This window comes from Streptomyces sp. NPDC007157 (assembly GCF_040634235.1).
Taxonomy (GTDB): Bacteria; Actinomycetota; Actinomycetes; order Streptomycetales; family Streptomycetaceae; genus Streptomyces.
This window is the reverse complement of record NZ_JBEYFE010000010.1, coordinates 163,223-189,841: the sequence shown is the minus strand read 5'-3', so window position 1 is coordinate 189,841 and position 26,619 is coordinate 163,223. Positions and strand designations below refer to the sequence as shown.

General features: G+C 70.8%; 23 protein-coding genes. 14 read left to right on the top strand and 9 right to left on the bottom strand.

The window, feature by feature from the left end; all coding sequences use genetic code 11:
* Positions 1 to 51: 51 nt before the first annotated feature.
* On the bottom strand, positions 52 to 2,451 hold the full coding sequence (locus tag ABZ642_RS20480) for an HAD-IC family P-type ATPase (protein WP_360485634.1): 2,400 nt from the start codon (positions 2,449 to 2,451) through the stop codon (positions 52 to 54).
* Between the two features lie 111 nt (positions 2,452 to 2,562).
* Positions 2,563 to 2,814 carry a DUF2530 domain-containing protein gene (locus tag ABZ642_RS20475; protein WP_360485631.1) on the bottom strand — a complete coding sequence of 84 codons (252 nt, stop codon included), beginning with the start codon at positions 2,812 to 2,814 and terminating at the stop codon, positions 2,563 to 2,565.
* 112 nt (positions 2,815 to 2,926) lie between these two features.
* Between ABZ642_RS20475 and ABZ642_RS20470 the strand changes: the two genes are divergently transcribed.
* Positions 2,927 to 4,378, top strand: a complete 1,452-nt coding sequence (locus ABZ642_RS20470; RefSeq protein WP_360485628.1) for an NCS2 family permease — start codon at positions 2,927 to 2,929, stop codon at positions 4,376 to 4,378.
* A gap of 33 nt (positions 4,379 to 4,411) precedes the next feature.
* Here the strand turns inward: ABZ642_RS20470 and ABZ642_RS20465 are convergent, their stop codons facing one another.
* Entirely contained in the window at positions 4,412 to 4,606 is a 195-nt protein-coding gene (locus tag ABZ642_RS20465) for a ribbon-helix-helix protein, CopG family (protein ID WP_351737173.1), read from the bottom strand.
* A 180-nt stretch (positions 4,607 to 4,786) separates the two neighbouring features.
* Here ABZ642_RS20465 and ABZ642_RS20460 point away from each other — a divergent pair, with 180 nt between their 5' ends.
* The gene (locus ABZ642_RS20460) at positions 4,787 to 5,224 is read left to right on the top strand and encodes a MarR family transcriptional regulator (RefSeq protein ID WP_351711436.1); all 438 of its coding nucleotides are present in this window, start codon (positions 4,787 to 4,789) and stop codon (positions 5,222 to 5,224) included.
* Positions 5,225 to 5,252: 28 nt separating this feature from the next.
* A complete protein-coding gene (locus tag ABZ642_RS20455) occupies positions 5,253 to 6,611 on the top strand; it encodes an MFS transporter (protein WP_360485624.1) in 1,359 nt (452 codons plus the stop codon).
* A gap of 29 nt (positions 6,612 to 6,640) precedes the next feature.
* Here ABZ642_RS20455 and ABZ642_RS20450 read toward each other — a convergent pair whose 3' ends face one another.
* Positions 6,641 to 7,159: a GNAT family N-acetyltransferase gene (locus ABZ642_RS20450; RefSeq protein WP_360485621.1), complete on the bottom strand. Its 519-nt coding sequence runs from the start codon at positions 7,157 to 7,159 to the stop codon at positions 6,641 to 6,643.
* 26 nt (positions 7,160 to 7,185) lie between these two features.
* Between ABZ642_RS20450 and thpR the strand changes: the two genes are divergently transcribed.
* Positions 7,186 to 7,782 carry an RNA 2',3'-cyclic phosphodiesterase gene (thpR, locus tag ABZ642_RS20445; RefSeq protein ID WP_360485618.1) on the top strand — a complete coding sequence of 199 codons (597 nt, stop codon included), beginning with the start codon at positions 7,186 to 7,188 and terminating at the stop codon, positions 7,780 to 7,782.
* Positions 7,783 to 8,004: 222 nt separating this feature from the next.
* On the opposite strand, the gene ABZ642_RS20440 is transcribed toward thpR, so the two are convergent.
* The 4 genes from ABZ642_RS20440 to ABZ642_RS20425 all read right to left on the bottom strand — a co-directional run bounded on the left by ABZ642_RS20440 (position 8,005) and on the right by ABZ642_RS20425 (position 11,311).
* A complete protein-coding gene (locus ABZ642_RS20440; RefSeq protein ID WP_360485615.1) occupies positions 8,005 to 8,997 on the bottom strand; it encodes an aldo/keto reductase in 993 nt (330 codons plus the stop codon).
* Between the two features lie 68 nt (positions 8,998 to 9,065).
* Positions 9,066 to 9,839: a TIGR03084 family metal-binding protein gene (locus tag ABZ642_RS20435; protein ID WP_360485613.1), complete on the bottom strand. Its 774-nt coding sequence runs from the start codon at positions 9,837 to 9,839 to the stop codon at positions 9,066 to 9,068.
* Between the two features lie 112 nt (positions 9,840 to 9,951).
* The gene (locus ABZ642_RS20430) at positions 9,952 to 10,539 is read right to left on the bottom strand and encodes a Uma2 family endonuclease (RefSeq protein ID WP_360485610.1); all 588 of its coding nucleotides are present in this window, start codon (positions 10,537 to 10,539) and stop codon (positions 9,952 to 9,954) included.
* An 88-nt stretch (positions 10,540 to 10,627) separates the two neighbouring features.
* A complete protein-coding gene (locus tag ABZ642_RS20425; protein ID WP_360485608.1) occupies positions 10,628 to 11,311 on the bottom strand; it encodes an SGNH/GDSL hydrolase family protein in 684 nt (227 codons plus the stop codon).
* Between the two features lie 105 nt (positions 11,312 to 11,416).
* Here ABZ642_RS20425 and ABZ642_RS20420 point away from each other — a divergent pair, with 105 nt between their 5' ends.
* From ABZ642_RS20420 to ABZ642_RS20410, 3 genes are all read left to right on the top strand, one after another.
* Entirely contained in the window at positions 11,417 to 12,415 is a 999-nt protein-coding gene (locus ABZ642_RS20420; protein ID WP_360485605.1) for a WD40 repeat domain-containing protein, read from the top strand.
* Between the two features lie 133 nt (positions 12,416 to 12,548).
* Positions 12,549 to 13,094, top strand: a complete 546-nt coding sequence (locus ABZ642_RS20415) for a hypothetical protein (RefSeq protein ID WP_360485603.1) — start codon at positions 12,549 to 12,551, stop codon at positions 13,092 to 13,094.
* A gap of 136 nt (positions 13,095 to 13,230) precedes the next feature.
* A complete protein-coding gene (locus ABZ642_RS20410) occupies positions 13,231 to 14,745 on the top strand; it encodes a cellulase family glycosylhydrolase (protein WP_360485601.1) in 1,515 nt (504 codons plus the stop codon).
* Between the two features lie 86 nt (positions 14,746 to 14,831).
* Here the strand turns inward: ABZ642_RS20410 and serC are convergent, their stop codons facing one another.
* Positions 14,832 to 15,950, bottom strand: coding sequence for a phosphoserine transaminase (gene serC / locus ABZ642_RS20405; protein WP_360485598.1), 1,119 nt, complete (start codon positions 15,948 to 15,950; stop codon positions 14,832 to 14,834).
* A 193-nt stretch (positions 15,951 to 16,143) separates the two neighbouring features.
* Here serC and ABZ642_RS20400 point away from each other — a divergent pair, with 193 nt between their 5' ends.
* The 7 genes from ABZ642_RS20400 to ABZ642_RS20370 all read left to right on the top strand — a co-directional run bounded on the left by ABZ642_RS20400 (position 16,144) and on the right by ABZ642_RS20370 (position 26,491).
* Complete coding sequence (locus ABZ642_RS20400; RefSeq protein ID WP_360485595.1) at positions 16,144 to 19,140, top strand: FAD-binding and (Fe-S)-binding domain-containing protein; 2,997 nt, start codon at positions 16,144 to 16,146, stop codon at positions 19,138 to 19,140.
* Positions 19,141 to 19,199: 59 nt separating this feature from the next.
* Positions 19,200 to 19,973, top strand: coding sequence for a metallophosphoesterase family protein (locus ABZ642_RS20395; RefSeq protein ID WP_360485977.1), 774 nt, complete (start codon positions 19,200 to 19,202; stop codon positions 19,971 to 19,973).
* Between the two features lie 358 nt (positions 19,974 to 20,331).
* Positions 20,332 to 21,471: a peptidoglycan bridge formation glycyltransferase FemA/FemB family protein gene (locus ABZ642_RS20390; protein WP_360485593.1), complete on the top strand. Its 1,140-nt coding sequence runs from the start codon at positions 20,332 to 20,334 to the stop codon at positions 21,469 to 21,471.
* Between the two features lie 286 nt (positions 21,472 to 21,757).
* Positions 21,758 to 21,886, top strand: coding sequence for a hypothetical protein (locus ABZ642_RS20385; protein WP_360485590.1), 129 nt, complete (start codon positions 21,758 to 21,760; stop codon positions 21,884 to 21,886).
* A gap of 93 nt (positions 21,887 to 21,979) precedes the next feature.
* The gene (locus ABZ642_RS20380; RefSeq protein WP_360485587.1) at positions 21,980 to 24,244 is read left to right on the top strand and encodes an ABC transporter ATP-binding protein; all 2,265 of its coding nucleotides are present in this window, start codon (positions 21,980 to 21,982) and stop codon (positions 24,242 to 24,244) included.
* 175 nt (positions 24,245 to 24,419) lie between these two features.
* Positions 24,420 to 25,316 carry a hypothetical protein gene (locus ABZ642_RS20375; RefSeq protein ID WP_360485584.1) on the top strand — a complete coding sequence of 299 codons (897 nt, stop codon included), beginning with the start codon at positions 24,420 to 24,422 and terminating at the stop codon, positions 25,314 to 25,316.
* Between the two features lie 251 nt (positions 25,317 to 25,567).
* Positions 25,568 to 26,491 (top strand): EamA family transporter, encoded by a 924-nt coding sequence (locus ABZ642_RS20370; RefSeq protein ID WP_360485974.1) that lies wholly within the window; start codon positions 25,568 to 25,570, stop codon positions 26,489 to 26,491.
* The last annotated feature ends 128 nt before the right edge of the window (positions 26,492 to 26,619 follow it).

The following is a 26,619-nucleotide window of genomic DNA, read 5'->3' as shown; positions in this document are numbered from 1 at the left end:
TCCCGAGGTCATCGTCGACAAGATCATGTGGCCCGCCGTCCGACGCGACGCTCACACCGGGAACCGCCGCTCCACCCACCGCCACAGGACCTCCAGCACCGCCGACGCCACCGCGGCCACGCCGACCGCGGTCCACGGCATCACCACCCCCACCAGCTTCAGCGCGAAGAAACTCTGCAGTGCGGGCACGACGAGCACGAACACGAAGGCCACGCCCATCGAGGCCACCAGCACCACCCGCCACCAGGTGTACGGGCGGGCGATGATCGCGAGGACCCACATCGAGATCAGGAAGAGCGTGAGCGTGGCCGCGCTGGTCTCCGCGTCCAGGGAGCCCGGGCCCGTGTAGTAGTGGCGGGCGAGCAGATACGTCACGAAGGTCGCGACGCCGGCCAGCACCCCGCCCGGGATCGAGTAGCGCATCACGCGGCGCACGAAGTGCGGTCTGGCCCGTTCCTTGTTGGGGGCGAGGGCCAGGAAGAAGGCCGGGATGCCGATGGTGAGGGTGGACAGCAGGGTCAGGTGCCGGGGCAGGAAGGGGTACTCGACCTGCCAGCAGACCACGAGGACGGCGAGCAGGACCGAGTAGACCGTCTTGACCAGGAACAGGGTGGCGACTCGGGTGATGTTGCCGATCACCCGGCGTCCCTCGGCGACCACCGAAGGCAGCGTGGCGAAGCTGTTGTTGAGCAGGACGATCTGCGCGACCGCCCGGGTGGCCTCGGAGCCCGAGCCCATCGAGACACCGATGTCCGCGTCCTTGAGGGCGAGTACGTCGTTCACGCCGTCCCCGGTCATCGCGACCGTGTGCCCGCGTGACTGCAACGCCCCCACCATGTCCCGCTTCTGCTGTGGGGTGACCCGGCCGAAGACGGTGCCCCCGTCCAGGGCCTCGGCCATCTCGCCGGGCTCCGCGGGAAGCCGGCGCGCGTCCACCGTCGTACCGCTCAGGCCGAGCTTCGCGGCCACCGCACCGACCGACACCGCGTTGTCGCCGGAGATCACCTTCGCCCGGACCTCCTGGTCGGCGAAGTAGCGGAGCGTGTCGGCGGCGTCGGGGCGCAGCCGCTGCTCCAGAACCACCAGGGCGGTGGGGCGGGCGCCCTCGGCCACCTTCGCGTGGTCGAGGTCCCGGGTGGAGCGGGCGAGCAGCAGCACCCGCAGCCCCTCCTCATTGAGGCGTACGGTTTCGGCCAACGCCGGGTCGCCGTCGTCGAGCAGCACGTCCGGCGCCCCCAGCAGCCAGGTGCTCAGCTCCCCGTCGCCCTCGCTGAAGGTGGCCCCGCTGTACTTGCGGGCGGAGGAGAAGGGCAGCGACTCCACGCACCGCCAGTCCTCGCTGTCCGGGTAGGCGTCGATGATCGCCTGGAGCGAGGCGTTGGGGCGCGGGTCCGACTCGCCGAGCGAGCCCAGCACCTTGCGCACGTACGTCTGGTCGGCCCCGTCCAGCGCCCGCAGCTCGGTGACGTCCATGCCGCCCTCGGTGAGCGTGCCGGTCTTGTCCAGGCAGACCGTGTCGACGCGGGCGAGGCCCTCGATCGCGGGGAGTTCCTGGACCAGGCACTGCTGGCGGCCCAGCCGGATCACACCGATCGCGAAGGCGACGGAAGTGAGCAGGACGAGTCCCTCGGGGACCATCGGGACGATACCGCCGACCGTGCGGGCGACGGCGTCCTTGATGCCGTTGTTCTTGACGACGAGCTGGGTGGCGACCAGGCCGACGGCGGCCGGGACCATCATCCAGGTCACGTACTTGAGGATGGTCGAGATACCGGAGCGCAGCTCGGAGTGGACCAGCGTGAAGCGGGAGGCCTCCTCGGCGAGCTGGGCCGCATAGGCCTCCCGGCCGACCTTCGTGGCCGCGAAGGCGCCACCGCCGGCCACCACGAAACTCCCCGACATCACCTGGTCGCCGCGGCGTTTGACGACCGGGTCGGCCTCACCGGTGAGCAGCGACTCGTCGATCTCCAGGCCGTCGGCCTCGGCACAGACGCCGTCCACCACGATCTTGTCGCCGGGGCCGATCTCTATGAGGTCGTCGAGCACGATCTCGCTCGTGCCCACTTCCACCGCGGCCCCGTCGCGGCGCACGGTCGGCCGCGCCTCGCCGATCACCGCGAGCGAGTCCAGGGTCTTCTTCGCCCGCCACTCCTGCACGATGCCGATGCCGGTGTTGGCCAGGATCACGAAGCCGAACAGGCTGTCCTGGATCGGCGCCACCACCAGCATGATCACCCACAGCACACCGATGATCGCGTTGAACCGGGTGAAGACGTTCGCGCGCACGATCTCGCCGAACGAGCGGCTGCTGCGCACCGGAATGTCGTTCACCTGGCCGCGCGCGATCCGATCCGCGACCTGGGCGGCGGTCAGCCCGCTCGTCCGGGCCGGGGCCGGCAGCGGAACCGGATGCACAGGGTCGAGTTCCGCGCCCGCGTCGATGTGCGTCATACGTTCGACGGTACGTGCGGATTTGCACGTTCACCTGCCGAGTGCCCGGAAGATCCGACCAGGGGAGGAGCGAAGTCGTGCCCTGGTTGTAGAGCGGTCCCGGGGTCTCCCCTACAGGGAGCGCGCGGCCCGCTTGATGGCCGCGTCCCGCTTCCGCACGTACCAGATGCCGATCAGCCCGAGGCCGCCGCCGGCCAGGCAGGTCCACACCCACCAGGTGTGGCCGTGGTCGGCGTACCAGCCGTAGAACGGCAGCTGGGCCAGGAAGAGGACGAACCAGACGATCGTGCCGCCGATGATCGTCGGCACCACTGGCCCCTCCAGGGGTTCCGGTGCCTCGTGCTGGGGGGTCCACTTCGCCATGGTGCTCAGCTTACGCATCCCAGGGGTCTACGCGCGGAGATAGCGATCTACTTCTCATACGTTCATACTGAAACCGTTTGTGTCTGACTACTTCTGATCGTAGGAACATCCAATGTCGACCCCGGCTTCCACTCAGGCCCCCGCCCCCGAACAGCCGGGTGCGACCCCCGCGTACGGCGCGCTCGACCGGTACTTCAAGATCTCCGAGCGGGGCAGCACCCTCGCCCGCGAGGTGCGCGGCGGCTTCGCCACGTTCTTCGCGATGGCGTACATCATCGTGCTGAACCCGATCATCCTCGGCAGCGCGAAGGACATGTACGGCCACCAGCTCGACAACGGTCAGCTGGTCACGGCCACCGTCGTCACCGCGGCCTTCACCACGCTGCTCATGGGCGTCATCGGCAACGTCCCGATCGCGCTCGCCGCCGGCCTCGGCGTGAACTCCGTCGTCGCTCTCCAGCTGGCGCCCCGGATGTCCTGGCCGGACGCCATGGGCATGGTGGTGCTGGCCGGCTTCGTCGTGATGCTGCTGGTCGCCAGCGGTCTGCGCGAGCGCGTGATGAACGCGGTGCCCTACAGCCTGCGCAAGGCGATCTCGATCGGTATCGGCCTGTTCATCATGCTGATCGGTCTGGTGGACTCCGGCTTCGTCACCCGGATCCCGGACGTCGCCCAGACCACCGTCCCGCTCCAGCTCGGCGCCGACGGTCACCTCAACGGCTGGCCGGTCCTGGTCTTCGTGCTCGGCGTGCTGCTGACCCTCGGGCTGATCGTCCGCAAGGTCTCCGGCGCGATCCTGATCTCCATCGTCGCGATGACCGTGCTCGCGCTGATCATCAACTCCGTCGCCCATGTGACGACCTGGGGCCTGACCGTCCCGAAGTGGCCCGGCAACCCCGTCGCCACCCCGGACTTCGGCCTGCTGGGCAAGGTCAGCCTGTTCGGCGGCTTCGACAAGGTCGGCGTGCTGACCGGCGTCCTCTTCGTCTTCACCGTCCTGCTGTCCTGCTTCTTCGACGCCATGGGCACGATCATGGGCGTCAGCGACGAGGCCAAGCTGACCGATGCCCAGGGCTATATGCCGGGCATCAACAAGGTCCTCTTCATCGACGGTGTGGCGGTCGCCGCCGGCGGTGCCAGCTCCTCCTCGGCCACCACCTGCTTCGTGGAGTCGACGGCGGGCGTCGGCGAGGGTGCGCGCACCGGCTTCGCCAACGTCGTCACCGGCGCGCTGTTCGCCGTGGCGCTGTTCCTGACCCCGGTCGCCACGATGGTCCCCTCGCAGGCGGCCACCCCGGCGCTGCTCGCGGTGGGCTTCCTGATCCTGGCCGGCTCGATCAAGGAGATCGACTGGGCCGACTACACCATCGCGATCCCGGCCTTCGTGACCATGGTGATGATGCCGTTCACCTACTCGATCACGAACGGCATCGGCATGGGCTTCATCACCTTCGTGGTGCTGCGGCTGACCGCCGGCCGGGCCAAGGAGATCCCGGTCGCGATGTACGTGGTCGCGGCCGTGTTCGCCTTCTACTACTTGATGCCGGCCCTGGGTCTCACCTGATCCCCGCCCTGATCCCCATCCCCGTCCCGGGTCTCACGTGACCTTGACCTGGTCGCCGTAGAACCTCTCGGTCTCCTCGACGGCGGCCGAGAACCGCTCGTCGAAGTCGTCGCGAATGAGCGTCCGGACCACGTAGTCCTGGACGCTCATTCCCCTTTTCGCCGCATGGTGCCGGAGCCGGTCGAGCAGCTCTTTGTCTATCCGCAGGCTGAGCACACTGGTCCCCATGCATACGAGGGCGCCACATCCGGGCGCCCGATGCGTCACTTTCCGGATTCGGCTCACTCGTAAGGGTGACGTGATGTTTCCTGGGGGACACCCCGGACTCCCGGATTCAGTGGCCGAGGTCACGGGCGTACGGCGTGTCCCGGGTGGTCCTTAGGAAGGGTAATGAGTTACTCTAAGGACATGCCGGACCTTACCCATGGCGACGACGTGGCCGCCGTGAACTCCCTCCGCTCCGCCGTGATGCGACTCTCGCGACGGCTGAAGCACCAGCGGGTCGACGAGTCACTGAGCCCCACCGAGATGTCGGTGCTGGGCACCCTCTCCAACTGCGGCCAGGCCACCCCCGGTGAGCTGGCCCGCAAGGAGCATGTGCAGCCGCCCTCGATGACCCGCATCGTGGCGCTGCTCGAAGCCAAGGGACTGGTCCGTCTGGAGCCGCATCCCGAGGACCGGCGCCAGAAGGTCGTCACCAAGACCGAGCAGGCCGAGGCGATGCTCGAGGAGAGCCGCCGCAAGCGCAACGCGTTCCTGGCCGGCCTGGTCGACGGCCTCGACGAGGACGAGTGGGCGAAGCTCCGTGCCGCCGCCCCCGTGCTGGAGAAGCTCGCACATCTGTAAAACCCCTTCACGAGGAGGCGAACGCACTTTGAGTACGGGACCCGGAGCACCTTCCGCCCCCGCACCGACCGCCCCGACTACCCCCACCCCCCGCAGGTCCTCGATGTTCGGCTCGCTGAAGGTCAGGAACTACCGCCTGTTCTTCGCGGGCCAGGTCGTCTCCAACATCGGCACCTGGATGCAGCGCATCGCCCAGGACTGGCTGGTCCTCAGCCTCACCGGCTCCGCGACGGCCGTCGGTGTCACCACCGCCCTGCAGTTCCTGCCGATGCTGCTCTTCGGCCTCTACGGCGGAGTCCTCGTCGACCGGCTGAACAAGCGGCGTGCGCTCTTCGTCACCCAGACGTCCATGGCCCTCACCGGCATCGCGCTCGCGCTGCTGACACTCTCCGGCCATGTCCAGGTCTGGCACGTGTACCTCGCCGCCTTCGTCGTCGGTCTCGCCACGGTCGTCGACAACCCGGCCCGCCAGTCCTTCGTCTCCGAGATGGTCGGCCCGGACCAGCTGCAGAACGCGGTCAGTCTCAACTCCGCGAACTTCCAGTCGGCCCGCCTGGTCGGCCCGGCGGTCGCCGGCCTGATGATCACCGGTGTCGGTACCGGCTACGCCTTCCTCTTCAACGGCCTGTCCTTCGTCGCCCCCATCGTCGGCCTGCTGCTGATGCGCGCGCGTGACCTGCACGTCGTGCGGCGGGCGCCGAGAGGCAAGGGCCAGCTGCGGGAGGGCCTGCAGTACGTGGCCGGCCGCCCCGACCTGATGTGGACGATCATCCTGGTCGGTTTCATCGGCACCTTCGGCTTCAACTTCCCGGTGTACCTCTCCGCCTTCGCGGACGACGTCTTCCACGCGGGCGCCGGCTCCTACAGCCTCTTCAACACCCTGATGGCGGTCGGCTCCCTGGCCGGCGCCCTGCTCGCGGCCAGACGCGGCACGGCCAAGCTACGGGTGATGCTGGCGGCGGCGGTGGCCTTCGGCGGACTGGAGCTGGTGGCGGCGACCGCACCGTCCCTCTGGCTGTTCTCGCTGCTCATGGTCCCGATCGGGATGTTCGGCATGACGGTCAACGTCACCGCGAACACCACCGTCCAGATGGGTACCGACCCGGCCATGCGCGGCCGGGTGATGGCCCTGTACATGATGGTGTTCATGGGCGGCTCCCCCATCGGCGCACCCATCGCCGGCTGGATCACGGACGCGTACGGCGTCCGCGCCGGCCTGGCGGTGGGCGGCGCCATCGCCGCCGCGGCGGCGATGACCATCGGCCTGGTCCTGGCCCGCGTCGGCAACCTGCGGCTGTCGGTCGGCTGGCACGGCGGCCACCCGCGGGTGCGGTTCGTCCCGCGCGAGGAGCGGGAGGACCAGGAGGAGCTCGCCGCGGCCGCGTGAGACACGGCCGGGGCACCGGCCCGGAGGCGTCACAGCCTCCGGGCCAGTACCTGTCCCGGCCAGTCCCGCATCGCGGTGTAGGTGTCGGTGCGGGTGAAGCCGTTGCTCTCGTAGTAGCGGACCAGCTTGCCGTCGGCGCCCGCGTAGCAGTCCACCCGCAGCAGTGAGACCCCGGCCCGCCGGGTCTCCTCGGCGGCATGCGCCAGCAGCGCGCTGCCCACGCCGTGGCCCTTGAACCGGCGGTCGGAGGCCAGCCAGTGGATGTACCGCTCGGGCTCACCGGGCGGCGGGAGATGCGCCAGATAGGCGCCGGGCGCGTCGGTGACCGTGAGCGTGGCGGCCGGCACCCCGTCGGCCTCGGCGATGTAGGTCACGCCCTTGTCCATGTACTGGACGACCGACTCCACCGTCTTCTGGTTCTCCGACAGCGGCGTGGTGCCCCACTGCTCGGTCCGTCCCTGTCCCACCAGCCACTCCACACAGCTGTCGAGCATCCCGAGTATCGCGGGAACGTCGTCGGGTCCGCCTTCTCTGATGGTGATCTGCATCTCCTCATGATGGCAGGGTGGTCCGCATGAGACTCTTCGCCGCCGTGCTGCCCCCGGCCGAGGTGGCCGCCGAACTCGCCGTCGAGGTCGACCGGTTGAAGCGGCTGCCGGGCGCGGACGCGCTGCGCTGGACCGGCCGCCCCGGCCGGCTCCGCGCCGGAGCCGTCGACTGGCACTTCACCATGGCGTTCTACGGCGAGGTCGAGGACGGCGTCGTACCGGACCTGTCGGACCGGCTGGCCCGGGCGGCCCACCGCACGCCGTCCTTCCCGCTGTCCGTCGCGGGCGGCGGCCAGTTCGGCCGTGGCCGGGTCCTGTGGGCGGGCGCCCGGGGGGATCTGGAGACCCTCCGGCTGCTCGCCGACCGCGCGGAGGCGGCGGCGCGGAAGGCGGGCGTACCGATGGGGGAGCACCGCCGCTACAAGGCCCACCTCACGGTGGCGCGAAGCCGGGACGCGGTGAAGGTACGGCCGTACGTCGCGCTGCTCACCGAGTTCGAGAGCCGGACCTGGACGGTGGGGGAGCTGGCGCTGGTGCGCAGCACCCTGCCGACGTCGGGAGTGCCGGGGGAGCAGCCGCGGTACGAGGTGGTCGCCCGCTGGGGGCTCGGGGCGGGCGGTTAGGCTCGTTGCCGTGGACCCGAAGACCAGGAACCGGATCATGGCCGGTGCGCTTGTGCTGTTGTTCGTGGTGGTCGCGGTGGCGTCGGCGATGAGGTGAGGGGAAGGGGGCGAGGAGCAGCGGGCGGCCGGAGTTCGGCTCCGCCGCGCAAGAGCGGGTCGCGCCCACGCGGCGGAGCCGCATATCGATACAGCCCCGCGCCCCTGCGGGGCCGCTGCCGTCGGCTACCAGGCGAAGGCCTCCGGAGAAGGACCAGGACCCGGGAAGATCTCGTCCAGCCCCGCCAGCAGTTCCTCGCTCAGCTCCAGCTCGACGGCCCTCAGCGCCGACTCCAGCTGTTCGCCGGTGCGCGGGCCGACGATCGGGCCCGTCACCCCCGGACGCGTGAGCAGCCAGGCCAGCGCGGCCTCGCCCGGATCCACCCCGTGCTTGTCGAGCAGGTCCTCGTAGGCCTGGATCTGGGCCCGGATGGCGGTGTTGGCGAGAGAGTCGGCGGCCCGGCCACTGGCCCGGCGCCCACCCGACACCTCCTTCTTGATCACACCGCCGAGCAGCCCGCCCTGCAGCGGCGACCAGGGGATGACCCCGAGGCCGTAGTCCTGCGCGGCCGGGATGACCTCCATCTCCGCGCGCCGCTCGGCGAGGTTGTAGAGGCACTGCTCGCTCACGAGACCGATGGTGCCGCCGCGGCGGGCGGCGATCTCGTTGGCCTGGGCGATCTTGTAGCCGGGGAAGTTGGAGGACCCGACGTACAGGATCTTGCCCTGTGCGATGAGGGTGTCGATCGCCTGCCAGATCTCCTCGAAGGGGGTCCGGCGGTCGATGTGGTGGAACTGGTAGACGTCGATGTGGTCGGTCCCCAGCCGCTTCAGGCTGGCGTCGACGGCCCGCCGGATGTTGACGGCGGACAGCTTGTCGTGGTTGGGCCAGGCGTCACCGTCGGCGGCCATGTTGCCGTACACCTTGGTGGCCAGCACGACCTTGTCGCGGTGCGCGGGGCTCTTGGCGAACCAGCTGCCGATGATCTCCTCGGTCCGCCCCTTGTTCTCACCCCACCCGTACACATTGGCGGTGTCGAAGAAGTTGATGCCGGCGTCCAGCGCCGCGTCCATGATCGCGTGGCTGCCGGCCTCGTCGGTCTGCGGGCCGAAGTTCATGGTGCCGAGGACGAGTCGGCTGACCTTGAGTCCGGTACGTCCGAGCTGCGTGTACTCCATGGTCACCCAGCCAACGGCTTGGAGTGCGCTCTAGGCAAGCACTTTCCGTCCGGTCGGCCCGGTCTTCTTCAGAGGAAGACCCGCGCGATGTCGAGCCAGGTGCGCGCGTCCTCGCCGACCGCCCTGAGGCCGGTCTCGGCCAGGGACCTGCGCCGGGTGACCCGGAGGCAGAAGTCGAGGGCGGTGCCCTGAACCCGTTGTGCCGCGTTCTCCGGGCCCCATGCCCAGGTCCGGCCACCGGGACCGGTCAGCTCGATGCGGAACGGCTCGGCCGGACCGGGCAGCCCGGCCGCGTGGAAGGACAGCTCCCGTCCGGTCACTCCCAGGGCGGCCACCTGCCTGAGCCGGTCGGTCGGACGACGTTTCACACCGAGTGCGTCGAAGACGTCCTGCCCGTGGGCCCAGGTTTCCATCAGTCGAAGCGGTGTCATGAGCGCCGCGGTCAGCTGCGAGCCGTACCAGGGAAACCCCTGATCCCGGGGTACGTCACGGAGCGCCGCCGCCGCCTCGGTCCGGCCCGCGCGCCAGCGGGCCAGCAGCGCCGACCGCGGTTCGGCCGCTCCCGCGGCGGCGTCGAGATCGGCGTACCGGGCGCCCGCGGCCTCGGCCTGCTTCAGCACGGCGTCGAACGCCTCCGGAGTCCGTACGGCGATGACAACGTTGGCGTCGGCTGAAGCGAGATGCGCGATCTGGTGGGCGATCGTCCACCCCGCGGCCGGTGTGGGCCTCGTCCAGTCAGGGTGTGCCGACACCAGGGCGTCGAGCTCATCCCCTTCGGCCACCAGGTCGGGCACCGCGAGGTCGCCCTCCAGGGCGGAGAGGTCGAGGCCGTAGTTCAGCATCCGCAATCACCTTCGCACGCGTTGACGGCAGGCACGGCCCACGGGAGCCGATCCACCCACGACCCTAGCCGAACGTACTTGCGGGAACGGCTCAACTCCGGTGCGTGGAGGGCTAGTCGGTCGGGAACTCGTCGGTCTTGAGGGTGAGGCCGACGACGGTGGCCGTGAGGTCCGCCTCGTCGCCGAAGTCGACCTTGGTCTCGGTCGCGTAGTCCTCGCCCTTGGGGTTGGTGTAGATGTGGCAGCGGCGCTGGTAGGGGTCGGCGATCAGGTAGACGGGGACCTCGGCCTGGGCGTAGGCGGTCTTCTTCAGGCCGTAGTCGTTGGCCGCGGTGCCCCGGGAGATGACCTCGGCGACGAACTCGACGTCCTGGTAACGCCAGAGCCCCTTCCCGTTCTTCACCGCGTCCTCGGCCATCACCGTCACGTCGGACGCGAACCCGTTCAGATGCCCCGGGTAGTCGACACGGACGTCGGACTTGACCCGCTTCCGGGGGTACTTGGTCCGCAACTGCTCGTAGATGTCCGCGATGATCTCCCAGTGGGTGTCCCGCTGCGGTGCCATGAAGACGGTCCCCTCGACGATCTCGACCTTGTAACCCTCGGGGGCGGGCATCTTCTCGATCCGCTCGAACAGCTCGTCGAGCGTGATCTCGTCGTCGCTCTCGGCCATCGCGATCCTGTCTTCGAGGACGGTCATCCTGGCGCTCCTCCCCGGCCACCCTCCGCACGAGTGCGGCCGCGCGGTTCAACGATACGCACGGTGACCGGGCGACGGCGGAATCCGGTCAGTCCGTTCCGGCCGCGTACTCCTCGCCCAGGTCCCAGCCCTGCCACATCGCCTCCGCGAACGCCTCGGCGATGCGGTGTTCGCCGTTCGCGTTGGGGTGGGTGCCGTCGTAGGTGTCCGTGTCGATGTCGTACGACGGCGGGGGCGAGGCCAGCAGCAGCGGGGAGCGGGGCTCGTCCAGGTCGGCGACCGTCTTCGCGAGCAACTCGTTGAAGAGGTTCACCTGTTCCGCGAACTGCGGGTCCGACCCGGCCCGGATGTTCGGGATCACCGGCAGCACCACCATGCGGATGCGCGGGTCGGCCTCCCGCGCGGCCGCCACGAAGGACCGTGCGTTCGCCGCCGTCTGCTCCGCGTTGGTGTAGAAGCCCAGGTCGATCAGGCCGAGGGAGACCAGCAGGACGTCGGCGCGGCAGGACCGCACCGCCTCCCCGATCAGCGGCGCCATGTGCAGCCAGCCCTCGCCCCAGCCGGCCAGGTGGGCGCGGGGGAAGTCCGGGTCGGCGTAGGCGTACGAGGTGGGCGCGTCCGCGAGCTTGTCGTACAGCGTCTCGCGCGGGCCGACCAGCGTGAACGGGCCGCCGTAGGTCGCGCACAGGTGCTGCCACATGCGGTACCGCCATGTGTGTTCGCCCGTACTGCCGATGGTCATCGAGTCCCCGACGGGCATGAACCTGAGCATCCGCTCATGATGGACGATCGGCGGGAGCGGTGGGGTGTGAGGACCACCACGTCACCCACGGGCCCCGGGCCGTGAAACACAGTGCGGGATGGCAGGCTTGGGCCCATGCGCCGACGATCGTTCGCCCTCCTCGCCGGGGTCCTGCTCACCGGGGCCCTCGCCGCCGCACCCGCCTCCGCCGCCGACGGCGCCGGTGACAAGGGGTTCACGATCGAGGACCCGCGCATCACCGAGTCCAGCGGTCTCGCCGCCTCCCATCTGCACCCCGGCATCTACTGGACCCACAACGACAGCGACGACGGCCCCTACATCTACGCCGTCGACAGCGCGACCGGGAAGACGGTGGCGACGGTCACGCTCAGTGGCATCGGCAGGCCCCGTGACGTCGAGGCCATCTCCATCGGCCCCGACAACCAGATCTACGTCGGGGACATCGGCGACAACCTCGACGGCAGCTGGCCGTACGTGTGGATCTACCGGCTGCCCGAGCCGAAGGTCCTGGAGAACCAGACGATCAAGGCCACGCAGTACGTCGTCAAGTACGCGAACGGCGCCCGGAACGCCGAGTCGCTGATCGTCCACCCCAAGACGGGGCGCGTGTACATCATCGACAAGAAGGAGGACGGCGGGCATCTCTACGAGGGCCCGGCGACCCTGTCCTCCTCCGGCACCAACATCTTCAAGCCCGTCGCCGCCGTCGACCTCTGGGCCACCGACGCCGCCTTCTCGCCCGATGGCAAGCAGCTCGCCGTACGCGGTTACTTCGGCGGCATCTACTACGACTGGAACGGCGGGAAGATCAAGCGCGAGGGGCGGCTCGACGTGCCGCTCCAGAAGCAGGGCGAGTCGGTCAGCTACTCCGCCGACGGGACGAAGCTGATGTACGGCAGCGAGGGCTCCGACAGTCCGGTGCAGGCCGAGGACGTGCCGGGCGGGGCGGCGGCCGGCACGTCGCCGTCCGGCGGCGGGAGTTCGGCCGCCGCCGGGGACGGCGGCAGTACCGCGAGCGGCAAGGTCAAGGTCGGCGCCATCGCCGTCGGCGTCGCCGTGCTCGCCCTCTTCGGGCTGCGCCGGCTGCGGCGTACTCCCACCCGCCGGCACTGACTCCCGGCCGGACGTCACCCTTCCGGGTCACCGGCGGGGCGGCCTCGCGCCGGTCCGTGCAGGCTGGAAGGCGTCCCGCGGGGCAGGGACGGCAACACGCGACCGGGTCCCGCCTCACGGAATTGGAGCACCCATGCGCCGCAACGCCCCGCGCCTGGCCGGGAACGTCTGCCTGCTCACGGCCGCCCTGGGCCTGTCCGTTCCCGCGACCGCCGCCACCGCGGCCGAGTCCGCCCGGACGGCCCGAACGGTACGGGCCGCGGCCGCCGCCCTCCCACAGTTCCGCTCGGTCAGCCTGCCGATCAGCGGCACCTTCGCCGGCCCGAGCGAGAAGGTCCGCCTCACGGGCACCCTCGACGTCACCGTCATCACCCTGCCCGGCGCGGCCGGCGGCGGCACCGCCCAGATCATCAGCAGCCTGGACGACACCAGCGGCACCGGCGACCCGAGCGGCGAGACGTACGACCTGGTCGGCGCGGGCCGGGACAACCTGCCCTTCTCGGCGGGGGCCACCACGACCCTCAAGGTCCGCCCCTCCTTCGTGCTGATCTCTCCGGTCGTCCCGCCCAACCCGATCGTCCCGCCGAACCCGATCCGGCCCGTCACGGTCTCGGTCACCGTGAGCAGCACCGGCGTGATCGGCGCCATCACCGCCACGGTCGGCACCCCCGCGCCCTGAGGTGGACCGAGGAGGGGCGTCGTATGCCTTGACGTGATGACGGTGTGTCAGTTTCCTGAGAGGTGCGCGGTTTATGGGAGCGCTCCCATGTTCCGGGGCCGCGCCTCCCCAGTGGAACTCCGAGAGGAACAGGCACATGTTCCGCCTACGCACCCTGCGAAGAGCGCTCTGTGCTGCCGCCGCCGCCCTCCTCCTGCCCCTCGCCGGTGTGCACCCAGCGCACGCGGCGACCACCCCCGGGGCCGGCTACTGGCACACCAGCGGCCGGCAGATCCTGGACGCGGCCGGGCAGCCGGTCCGGATCGCCGGGATCAACTGGTTCGGGTTCGAGACCGCCAACTACGTGGCGCACGGCCTCTGGTCACGCGACTACAAGAGCATGATCGACCAGATGAGGTCGCTGGGCTACAACACCATCCGGCTGCCCTACAGCGACGACATCTTCAAGAGCGCGACCGTCCCGAACAGCATCGACTTCAGCAACGGCAAGAACGCCGACCTCCAGGGGCTCAACTCGCTCCAGGTCATGGACAGGATCGTGGCCTACGCCGGCCAGGACGGCCTCAAGGTCATCCTGGACCGGCACCGCCCGGACGCCGGCGGCCAGTCGGCGCTCTGGTACACCCCGTCGGTCCCCGAGTCGACGTGGATCGCCGACCTGAAGGCCCTCGCGGCGCGTTACGCGGCCGATCCGACCGTCGTCGGCATCGACCTCCACAACGAGCCCCACGATCCCGCCTGCTGGGGCTGCGGGGACGCCACGATCGACTGGCGGCTCGCCGCCCAGCGCGCCGGGAACGCCGTGCTGTCCGTCAACCCCGACCTGCTGGTCTTCGTCGAGGGCGTGCAGACGTACAACGGCGTCTCCGGCTGGTGGGGCGGCAACCTGATGGGGGCCGGGCAGTACCCGGTGCAGCTGAGCGTCGCCGGCCGGGTGGTGTACTCCGCCCACGACTACGCCACCAGCGTGGCCCAGCAGAGCTGGTTCAGCGATCCCACGTTCCCCGCCAACATGCCCGGGATCTGGGACAAGTACTGGGGCTACCTCTTCAAGCAGAACATCGCGCCGGTGTGGGTCGGCGAGTTCGGCACCACGCTCGCCTCGGCCGTGGACCAGAAGTGGCTGGCCGCGCTGGTGAGTTACCTGCGACCGACCGCGACGTACGGCGCCGACTCCTTCCAGTGGACCTTCTGGTCCTGGAATCCCGACTCCGGTGACACCGGCGGGATCCTGAAGGACGACTGGCAGACCGTGGACACGGTCAAGGACGGCTATCTGGCGAGCGTCAAGGCGCCGCTGTTCCCGGGCACCGGGGGCGGGGGCGGCGGGGGCGGTGGCGGGAACACGGGCGCCTCCTGCGCGGCCTCCTACGCCGTCAGCAGTGACTGGGGGAGTGGCTTCAACGCCGCTGTCACCGTCACCAACACCGGTACGAACACGATCGGTTCGTGGACGGTGACCTGGACGTGGAGCGGCACGCAGCAGGTGACGAACATGTGGAACGCGTCGTACACCCAGAGCGGCGGGAAGGTCACCGCCGTGAACGCCGCGCACAACGGGACGATCCCGGCGGGCGGTTCGGCGAGCTTCGGCTTCGGGGGCGCGCCGGGCGGCGGGGCCGTCCCGAGCGTGAGCTGTACGGCCGGATGAGTAGGGCGCCCGGTGTCCGTACGGCCGGACGCGCGAGAGCGCCCGGTGCCTGTCCGGGCACCGGGCGCCCTTTGCCGCCGTACGCGTTACAGCTTCTCGATCACGTAGTCGACGCACTTCGTCAGCGCCTCGACGTCGGCCGGGTCGATCGCCGGGAACATCGCGACGCGGAGCTGGTTGCGGCCGAGCTTGCGGTAGGGCTCGGTGTCGACGATGCCGTTGGCGCGCAGCACCTTGGCGACGGCGGCCGCGTCGATCTCGTCGGCGAAGTCGATCGTGCCGATGACCTGGGAGCGCTGGGCCGGGTCGGCGACGAACGGGGTGGCGTACTTGCTCTCCTCGGCCCAGGTGTAGAGGCGGGTCGAGGAGTCCTTCGTACGGCCGGTGGAGAAGGCCAGGCCGCCCTGGCCGTTCAGCCACTCCAGCTGCTGGTCGAGCAGGAAGAGGGTGGCCAGGGCCGGGGTGTTGTACGTCTGGTTCTTGCGGGAGTTGTCGATCGCCGTGGGAAGGCTGAAGAACTCCGGCACATGGCGGCCGGACCCGTGGACGCGCTCGGCGCGCTCGATCGCCGCCGGGGAGAAGACGCCGATCCACAGCCCGCCGTCGGCGGCGAAGGACTTCTGCGGGGCGAAGTAGTAGACGTCGGTCTCGCTGACGTCGACGGGGAGGCCGCCCGCGCCGGAGGTGGCGTCGACGAGCACGAGCGCGCCCTCGTCGGCCCCGGCGACCCGCTCGATCGGCATGGCGACACCGGTCGAGGTCTCGTTGTGGGTGAAGGCGTAGACGTCCACGCCGGCCTCGGCCCGCGGCTGCGGGTGGGTGCCCGGGTCGGAGGCGATGACCGTGGGTTCGGCCAGCCAGGGGGCGAGCTTGGCGGCCTTGGCGAACTTGGACGAGAACTCACCGAAGTTCAGGTGCTGCGACTTGCCGTCGATCAGACCGTGGGTGGCGACGTCCCAGAAGGCGGTGGAGCCGCCGTTGCCGAGGACGACCTCGTAGCCGTCCGGAAGGGAGAACAGGGCGCTGATGCCCTCGCGGACCCGGCCGACCAGGTTCTTCACCGGGGCCTGGCGGTGGGAGGTGCCCATGAGAGAGGTACCGGTGGCGGCGAGCGCGTCCAGCGCCTCCGTCCGCACCTTGGAGGGGCCCGCGCCGAAGCGTCCGTCGGCGGGCTTGATGTCAGCGGGGATCTGGATGTCAGCCACGGGGCGAGCGTAGTGGCTGGAGGAAACGTGGTCGAAATGTAGTCCGTCGGGTGAGACGGGCGGGTGCGGGGGCGTGAGACGAGCGGGTGACGAGCCGGTTCCTGTCCCGGCGCCGTCGGGTGCGTGTCGTCCGAGTCGGTTCCCCGGCCGTCGTCCCGCGTCACCGCCGGTGCCGGCGGGCAGACTGGGAGGCATGGTCGATCTGGAGGCTGAGCTGCGCGGGGCCGTCCGGGGCGACGTGGGGTTCGACGTCACGTCGCGGGCGCTGGCCACCATGGACGCGTCCAACTACCGGCGGGTCCCGGTCGGGGTGGTGGCCCCCCGGGACGCGGACGACGTGGCGGCCGTACTGGAGGTGTGCCGCGCCCACGGGGTGCCGGTGGTCGCCCGGGGCGGCGGCACCTCGATCGCGGGACAGGCCACGGGCACGGGCGTGGTGCTGGACTTCACCCGGCACATGAACCGTCTGGTCGGCCTGGACCCGGTCACCCGTACGGCCGTCGTCCAGCCGGGTCTGGTCCTGGACCGCCTCCAGGAGGCAGCCGCCCCGCACGGCCTGCGGTTCGGCCCGGATCCCTCCACGCACAGCCGCTGCACGCTCGGCGGGATGATCGGCAACAACTCGTGCGGCTCGCACAGCGTGGCCTGGGGCACCACGGCGGACAGCGTCCGGGAACTGGACGTGATCACCGCGCGGGGCGGCCGGCTGCGGCTCGGCCAGGGCTGGGCCGGGGCTCCGGAGGGCCTGCGGGCCCTGGTGGAAGGGGAACTGGCGCTGCTGCGCACCGGCTACCCCGACCTCCCCCGCCGCATCTCCGGGTACGCGCTGGACGCCCTGCTCCCCGAGAAGGGCGCCGACGTGGCCCGCGCCTTCTGCGGCAGCGAGGGCACGCTGGGGATCCTCACGGAGGCGACCGTCCGCCTCGTCGAGTCGCCCGGCGCGCGTGCCCTCGCGGTGCTCGGGTACGCCGACGAGAGCGCGGCCGCGGAGGCGGCGGCCGGGCTGCTCGCCGCCGCCCCGCTGACGGTGGAGGGCATGGCCGCCGACCTGGTGCGGTCCCCGGCCGGACTGCCGCGCGGCGGCGCCTGGCTGTTCGTGGAGACGGGCGGGGAGTCGGCCGCACAGGCACGCGCGCGTGCCGAGGCGGTCGTCCGCGCGGCGGACGTCCTCGACGCGCTGGTCGTCACCGACCCGGCCGATCAGCGCGCACTGTGGCGCGTCCGTGAGGACGCCTCCGGTACGGCGACCCGGATGCCGGACGGCAGCGAGGCCTGGCCCGGCTGGGAGGACTGCGCGGTGCCGCCCGCCCGACTGGGCGCCTACCTGCGGGACTTCAGAGGCCTGCTGTCCGCCCACGGGCTGCGGGGCACCCCGTACGGCCACTTCGGTGACGGCTGTATCCATGTCCGCATCGACTTCGACCTGCTCAGCGCGGCCGGCGTGGCCCGCTTCCGCCGCTTCTCCGAGGAGCTGGCCGACCTCGTCGTCGCCCACGGCGGCTCGCTCTCCGGGGAGCACGGGGACGGCCAGGCGAGGGCGGAACTGCTGCCCAGGATGTACGGCGCGGAGCTGGTGTCGCTGTTCGAGCGCGCGAAGGGGATCTGGGACCCCGACGACCTCCTCAACCCCGGCATGCTGGTCCGGCCCGCCCCCCTCGACACCAACCTCCGCTTCGCCGTCCTCCCCCGTGAGCCGCTGCCGGTGGCCTTCGCCTACCCCTCCGACCACGGCGACTTCTCGGCGGCCGTCCGCCGCTGCGTGGGCGTGGCGAAGTGCCGTACGACCGAGGTGTCCGGCGCATCCGTGATGTGCCCGTCCTTCCGGGCCACCGGCGAGGAGGAGCACTCGACGCGCGGCCGGGCCCGGCTGCTGCACGAGATGCTGGCCGGCGAACTGGTGACGGACGGCTGGCAGTCGACGGAGGTCCGGGACGCGCTGGACCTGTGCCTGTCCTGCAAGGGCTGCCGGTCGGACTGCCCGGTGGGGGTGGACATGGCGACGTACAAGGCGGAGTTCCTGCACCACCACTACGCGGGGCGGCGGCGGCCCGCGTCCCACCACAGCATGGGCCGGCTGCCGCGCTGGCTGCGCCTGGTGGCCCGCACGCGTACGGCGGGGCTGGTCAACGCGCTCGCCGCCGTACGCCCGCTGGCGGCGCTGGCCAAACGCGTCGGCGGTATCGCACCGGAGCGGCGGATCCCGCGCCTGGCGAGGGAGCCGTTCAGCCGGTGGCTGCGGCGACGGCAGCGCAGGCGCCTGCGGGGCTGGCTGACGGACGCGCGGGCGGGACGCCGGCCGGACTTCCCGGCGCGGATGGTCTTCCTCTGGCCGGACACGTTCACGGAGCACCTGTCACCGTCGGTGGGCCGGGCGGCCGTACGGGTGCTGGAGGCGGCGGGAGTGGGCGTGGCGGAGCTCCCGACGCGACCGTGGCGGGTGCGCCGGTCGCAGGACGGCGAGGTGGCGAGCGTCGGCCTGTCCGCACGCCGGCCGCGCCGGGCCGCCCGCGCGTGCTGCGGGTTGACGTACATCTCTACGGGCCAGCTGGACGAGGCACGGGCGGTGCTGCGTCGCACGCTCGACCTCCTGGGCCCCTTCGTGCCGCCGGAAACGGAGGACGTGGAGGACTCGGCCCTGTTCGTGGTCCTGGAACCCAGCTGTGCGGCCGCCCTCCGCGCGGACCTGCCGGAACTCCTCCCGGACGACCCCCGCGCGGCCCGTGTGGCGGGGGCGGTGGTCACCTTCGCTGAGGCCCTGGAACGCCTGGCCCCGGAGTGGACCCCGCCCCACCTGAACCGCCGGGTCACCGGCCAGACCCACTGTCACCAGCACGCGGTGCTGGGCGACACCGCCGACCGCCGCCTGCGCGAGGCCGCTGCCCTCACCGGCGACCTGGTCGGCGGCTGCTGCGGTCTGGCGGGCAACTTCGGCTTCGAGAAAGGGCACTTCGAGGTGTCGAGGGCGTGCGCGGAGGAGCAGCTGCTGCCGGCGGTGACCGAGGCGCCGGCGGACACGGTGATCCTGGCGGACGGCTTCTCCTGCCGGACACAGCTGGAACAACTGGCGGGGGTGCGGGGCAGGCATCTGGCGGAGGTACTCGCCGAGGGACTGGAACCGGAGGGGGACGGGGAGGACGGCGAGCGAGGCGGGAAGCGGAACGAGAAGGGCGGGAAGGGGGACGGGAAGTGATCGAGGCCGTGTCCGTGTCCGAGGCCGTGCCCGAGGCCGTTTCCGAGTCCGGCGGCGAGTTGACCCGGGTGGCGGTCCTCTCCGACATCCATGGGGTGTTGCCGGCGCTGGAGGCGGTCCTCGCGGAACCGGACGTGTCCTCGGCCGACCGCATCGTGCTCACCGGTGACATCACGGCGGGTCCGCAACCGGGCCAGGTGATCGAGGCGTTGCGCGAGCTGGGCGACCGGGTGCTGTGGCTGTCGGGGAACGCGGACCGGGAGCTGGTGGAGTACCGCAGGGGCGAACGCACCGAGATCCCGGACCCGATCGGCCCGTTCGCGGCCAAGGCGCTCACCGCCGAACAGGTCGGCTTCCTGGCCGCGCTCCCCAGGACGGCCACCCTCACGGTTCGAGGCCTGGGCCGGGTCCTGTTCTGCCACGCGACGCCCCGCGACGACGAGGAGATCGTCCTGGTCGACTCCTCGGCGGCCCGCTGGGCCGAGGTGTTCACCGGTATCGACCCCGCCGTCGGAACGGTCGTCTGCGGCCACACCCACATGCCGTACACCCGCCTCGCCCACGGCCGCCTGGTCGTCAACCCCGGCAGCGTGGGCATGCCCTACGGCCGTCCGGGCGCCCACTGGTGTCTGCTGGGCCCCGGCGCCGACCTGCGGGTGACGGCGTACGACATCCCGGCGGCGGTGGCCCGGCTCCGCGCCGAGTGCGCGTACCCGGACATCGCGGAGTGGGCGGACCGCTACCTCAACTCCCGGGTGACCGACACGGAGGCACTGACGGCGTTCGGTCCGGGCGACGGGAGGCCGGATGATCGGCGGGCCGCCACCGGATGACCGACTCGACGCCCTGCGGCGGGCGTTGAGGTGCGACGAGGTTCTTGTGGCTGCCCTGGAGCGCAGGGCGTGGCCCTGACGGCAGCCACCACCGTGCGGCAGACCGCCTGGACCCGGCCGAGCTGCCGGAGAGGCCCGGGCCGTCCGTCGTGAGGACGGCGACCGCGTCCGCCACGACACCCGCCGCGAGTCCCGACACGCCCTCACCGACCTGCGCGGAAACGATTCCGACCAGATCCGCGTCTGTTCTGCTTGATGCCGTCGCCATCAGTTTCCCCGCACCCCCTGTCGCGGCCGGTGAGCGTCGGAGCCGGTCCGATGCCCGTCCGTCCAGGAAGAATCCGAGGAGCCTTCGCCCATGACGTCAGCCTCCGCAGTCCTCCGTCTCCAGCCCGTCTCCCGTGCCGAACACCTCGCCTTCGTCGACTCCCGTAGCCCCTCCCCGAGCCATATGCAGGTGCCGTCCTGGGGAGACGTGAAGCCGGACTGGCGGGCGGAGAGCCTGGGCTGGTTCGACGGGGAGGGGCGGATGGTGGGGGCCGGGCTGGTGCTGTTGCGGGCGTTGCCCAGGGTGAAGCGGTACCTCGCCTATCTGCCGGAGGGTCCGGTCATCGACTGGCACGACCCGGCGCTGGAGCGCTGGCTCGATCCGCTGCTGGCGTACCTGAAGGGGCGCGGGGCGTTCGCGGTGAAGATGGGGCCGCCCGTCGTCGTACGACGGTGGAGCGCGGAGGCGGTGAAGGACGCGATCGCCGATCCCGCCGCCCGGCGGCTGCGGGACGCCGAGGCGACCTCGGAGGAACCCCGTGCCCTGGAACTCGGCGAACGGCTGCACCGGATGGGATGGCGGCAGGCGGAGGCCGGCGGCGAGGACGGGTTCGCGGCCGGGCAGCCCCGCTACGTGTTCCAGGTTCCGTTCGCCGGGCGGTCGTTGGGCGACATCCAGCGCGGGCTCAACCAGCAGTGGCGGCGCAACGTGAAGAAGGCCGAGAAGGCCGGGGTCAAGGTCGTCCGCGGCGGCTACGAGGACCTGCCCGACTTCTACACGCTGTACGCCGAGACCGCCGAGCGCGACCGCTTCATCCCGCGCCCCCTCCCCTACTTCCAGCGCATGTGGACCGCCCTCACCACCGAACACCCCGACCGTATGCGCCTCTACCTCGCCCACCACGAGGGCGAGGTCCTCGCCGCCGCGACCATGCTCACCGTCGGCGGGCATGTCTGGTACTCCTACGGCGCCTCCACCAGCCGCAGACGTGAGGTCCAGCCCAACAACGCCGTCCAGTGGCGGATGATGTGCGACGCCCACGAACTCGGTGCCGCCGTGTACGACTTCCGGGGCATCACCGACACCCTGGAGGAGTCCAACCACCTGCTGGGCCTGCTCCGTTTCAAGGTCGGCGCCGGCGGGGAGGCCGTCGAGTACCTGGGGGAGTGGGACTTCCCGCTCAACAAGCTGCTCCACAAGGCGTTCGACGTGTACATGGCCCGCCGCTGACGCCTCCTTCGCGGTACGGCCCGGCCGGCTTCACAAGCCGGCTCTCAGGTTCATAAGAGAAATCTCAGGTTCGGGGCCGTTATACAGCTGTTACCCAGGTATTCACAGCGCCTGTTTGCCGTTCGCAAGCCGACTTTGCTGTTCCTTGAGATCCGGGCCGTGTAAGTTCATCGGTGTCGGGCGGCGGGGATTGCCGAGGATGACGATCCGAAATCCCCGTACGTTGCCCAAGAGAATTCTCGCGCCATCCTGCACCACTTGCACTTCGAACTCTCAAGGAGTCGGAATGAGCCTCAAGAAGCTCGCCCCGCTGCCCCCCAAGCACAAGAAGCAGCTCCCCCCGCCGCCCCCGCCGAAGCCGAAGAAGAAGGCCCACAAGCCGCTTCCGAAGCCGATCCCCGGCCAGGACAACTGAGTCAGCCGTAAAGAGGACCGACGGTTCGCCGTCGGTCCTTTTTCACTCCTGAATTCCCGTAATTCCAGCGTCGGAGAGCGGAGGCAGTGAGAAATGCGCGCAAAGGAGAGTGAAGGCACGGAATACGAGTACGAAGTCGACGCCTCGTCGAAATACGGGGGCGCGGACGAGTACGGCGCGGACGAGTACGCCGAGTACACCGAGTACGAAGAGGACGAGGACGGCGAGGACGGCGAGTACGCGCCCGCCATCCCGGCCCGCACCGCCTTCCGCCGCTTCTGGCCGCTGACCCGGGGCCTGCGCGGCTGGCTGGTGATCGTCTGGGTGTGCACGGTGATCGCCGCGCTCGCCGAGACCGAGGCCATCCTGCTCTTCAGCGACCTCACCGACCGCGCCCTGCAGAAGGGTTCGCTCAGCGCCTTCTGGAGCCCGGCCGGACAGTGGCTGGGCATCGCGATCGTCGGCGCGATCGTCGCCTACGCGGGCAACTCCATCGCCGCCTGGGTCACCGAACGCTTCGTCATGCGGCTGCGCGAGCACGTCTTCGACCACGTCCAGCAGCTGCCCCCGCACTTCTTCCAGCGCCACCGCCAGGGCGACCTGCTCTCCCGCCTGACCAGCGACGTCGAGGCCATCGAGACCATGGTGGTGTCCGGGCTGGTCGGCGCCGCGTCGGCCCTGTTCAGCGCCCTGTTCTACGCGGCCGCCGCGTTCTGGCTGCGCTGGGACCTGGCCGCCGCCACCTTCGTCCTCGCCCCCCTGTTCTGGCTGGCCGCCCGCCGCTTCTCCGGCTCCATCAAGGACGTGTCCAGGGAGGGCCGGGTCGCCGACGGCGCGATCACCTCCGTGGTCGAGGAGTCCCTCGGCAACATCGTGCTGACCCAGGCGTACGACCGCCGTGACGCCGAGCGCCGCCGCCTGAACGAGGAGGCGAGCGCCTGGTTCCGCGCCTCCGTCCGCGCCACCCGCCTGAACGAGGCCTACGAGCAGCTCGTCCAGGTCATCGAGACGATCTGCGTCCTCGCGGTGATCGGCATCGGCGCCTGGGAGATCTCCACCGGCCGGATGACCCTCGGCCAGCTCCTCGCCTTCTCCGCCTTCCTCGGCTACCTCTACCCGCCCGTGCGCGGCCTCGCCCAGCTCGGCCTCACCGTCACCGCCGCCACGGCCGGGGCGGAACGGCTGATCGAGATCCTCGACGTGCGGCCGTCGGTCACCGACCCCCGCCGAGGCGCCGGCACCGACACCGGGCGCCCCGACGGCACCGTTGAGCTCCGTGACGTCGGCTTCCGTTATCCCGGCGCCGACAAGACCGCCCTGGAGGGCCTCTCCTTCACGGTCAGCCCCGGCGAACTCGTGATCATCACCGGGCCCAGCGGCGCCGGCAAGTCCACCGTCTCCAAGATGCTGCTCCGCTTCTACGACCCCGACAGCGGCGCGATCCTCCTCGACGGCGTCCCGATCCGCGACTTCCCCCTCGCCAGGCTGCGCGAGTACGTCACCCTGCTTCCGCAGGAGACCCTCGTGCTGCACGACACCGTCCGCGCCAACATCGCCTGCGGTCGCCCCGGCGCCAGCGAGCAGGCCATCGAGGAGGCCGCCAGGGCCGCCGACGCCCACGACTTCATCGTCCGGCTCCCCGACGGCTACGACACCAGGGTCGACCCCAACTCGGCCCGGCTCTCCGGCGGTCAGCTCCAGCGCCTGGCCATCGCCCGCGCGATCCTGCGCGACGCCCCTGTCCTGGTCCTCGACGAGCCGACCACCGGTCTGGACGCGATGGCCGCGCGTCGCGTCGTCAAGCCGCTGCGGCGCCTGATGACGGGCCGTACGACCATCATGATCACCCACGACCTGAACCTCGCCCCCGACGCCGACCGCATCCTCGTCGTCGACCGCGGACGCATCGTCGAGACCGGCCGCCACGACGAACTCCTCGCCCGCGGTGGCGCCTACTCCCGGCTGCACCGCTCCCAGAACAACGCGGTGCTGGACACCGGCGAACTGCGGCTCCCGCTCTTCACCGACCAGGGCGCACCGACGCCCGAGCCGATGGTCGTACCCCAGGCCTCCTACGCCGGCGCGCAGGGCGGCGGGTACGGCTACCAGCAGCCGTACGCGAACATGTACGACCACGACGGGTACGCGGCAGCGGCCGCCGGGCTGTGGCCCCAGCCCATGTACGACGCCCACATGGAAACGCCGGCACCCATGGCGACCGGGGTGCCTATGGCGACCGGGGTGCCCATGGCGACGGGTATGCCTATGGACGCCGACTATGGCGCGAGCATGCCCACCACACTCCCCGACGGCCGCCCTCTGTTCCGTGACGAGGCGCCCCCCTGGCCGGGCATCTGAGCCCTCGGGCGTGACCGCATTCGACGGGCGTGAGCGACCGTCAGTTCGATTCTGTTACAAGCCTATTGCACAAAAAATCTTCAAGGTTTCTCCACTTGATCCGTACGCTGCATACGCCAACGGGCCCGGCCGGGAGTCATCCCGGCGGGCCTCTCGCGATCCCAGGGGGATTCACATGCGTATACGCGTCGCGGCCACCGTCATCTCCGGCGCGGCCGTGCTGTCCGCGCTCGTCGTTCCGGTGGCCGCCCAGGCGGCCACGGGTCCGGATGCGCGGGCGCAGCTCAGCTCCTTCTCCGCGAACTCCGTGAGCGCCGCGAAGTCCGCCAGGTCGGCGAGCACCGCGAAGACCGTCCGCCCGATGGACGCGCTGGGTGACATCTCCTTCTCGAAGGGTGTCGTCAACGGCGGCAAGGACATCGTCCTCGGCACCACCACCCAGAAGTCCGTCACCGCCACCTACACCGCCACCAGTTCGAGCGGTGTCGCGCTCACCGAGGCCTTCCTCTGGCAGGGCACCGACCCCTCCAGCGTGGACACCATCACCGGCGCCCTGGGCACCGACGACGACCCCGTCTGCACCGAGTCGACCACCCAGACCGGCGTCTACAGCTGCAAGGCCGTCTTCAACATCCACGCGGCCACCGACTTGAAGGACAACGGCGTCGCCGGCACCTGGAAGCTCGCCCTCGGCGGCTACGACCTCTCCGCGAACGCGAGCTTCGACGACAACGTCACCACCGGCAAGATCAAGAAGGCTTCCAAGCTGACCGTCAACGCCGCGCCGGAGCCGGTGAAGAAGGGCAAGACCGTCACCGTCACCGGCAAGCTGACGCGCGCCAACTGGGACAACGGCACGTACGGCGGTTACGCGGGACAGAAGGTGGTGCTGCAGTTCCGCAAGAAGACCAGCAGCACCTACACCAACGTGAAGAGCATCACGGCGGGCACCGGCGGTGCGCTCAAGACCACGACCAAGGCCACGGTCGACGGGTACTACCGCTTCTCCTTCGCGACCAACGCCACCACCGGCGCCTCGACGGCGACCGGTGACTACGTCGACGTGAAGTAGCCCTCGGCAGCCTCCGGGGTCCGGCGGGAAAGGGGCCGGGCGGTCCGTCGCCGGACCCCGTGGGCCGTGACCTGCGGCAAGGCGGGGCACGGCAGGGCGGTGGTCAGGACAGTTCCATAAGGGCTTCACGCGCCTGTTCAAGTCCATTACCCTGGACTGAGCAGTGCACCGCAATGAACAACGAGCTCCCTGGACCGCCCGTGACCACCCCCAGCACCTCACAGCCGACGCCCACGCCCACGCCTGCCGCCGTGTCCGAGCCCGCCGCCGCAGGCGCCACCCGCCGGTTCGGCTCGCTCGGCCCCGTCGGCCTGGTGCTGGCCGGCGGGATCTCCGTGCAGTTCGGCGGCGCCCTCGCGGTCACCCTGATGCCCAGGGCCGGTGCGCTCGGCGTGGTGACGCTGCGGCTCCTCGCGGCCGCCGTCGTCCTGCTCGTGGTCTGCCGGCCCCGGCTGCGCGGCCACTCCCGCACCGACTGGGGCACGGTGATCGTCTTCGGTATCGCCATGGGTGCGATGAACGGCCTCTTCTACGAGGCCGTCGACCGCATCCCCCTGGGTCCCGCCGTCACCCTCGAAGTGCTGGGCCCGCTCGCCCTGTCGGTACTGGCCTCCCGGCGTGCCGTCAACGCGGTGTGGGCCGGACTCGCCCTGGCCGGTGTCTTCCTCCTCGGCGGCGGAGGCTTCGGTGAGCTCGACCCCACAGGAATCGCCTTCGCCCTGGGGGCCGGCGCCATGTGGGCCGCCTACATAGTCTTCAGTGCCCGTACCGGCCGCCGCTTCCCGCAGGCGGACGGCCTCGCCCTGGCCATGGCGGTCGCGGCGCTGCTCTTCCTGCCGCTGGGCATCGCGGAGGCCGGCGGCAGACTCCTCGACCCGACCACCATCGCCCTCGGCTCGTCGGTCGCGGTGCTCTCCTCCGTCCTGCCCTACACCCTCGAACTGCTCGCCCTGCGCCGGCTTCCCGCCCACACCTTCGCCGTCCTCATGAGCCTGGAACCGGCCATCGCCGCCACCGCCGGCTTCCTCATCCTCGACCAGGCGCTGACCGCCACCCAGTCCGCCGCCATCGCCCTCGTCATCGCGGCCAGCATCGGCGCGGTCCGTACCCAGGTGGGACGCGGCCGGCGACCGGTGGGCGGCGCTCAGCCGGACGGGAACGGCAGCGCGTCCTGACAGCCGTCGGACGACCACCGGATCTTCTGCGCGGTCTGAGCGGCCACCGCGACCGGCGCGGCTTCGTACCCGGCCTCCCGCCGGTGCGCCGGGCTGCCGGTCCCCGGTGACCGGCACCCCGGTGTGGG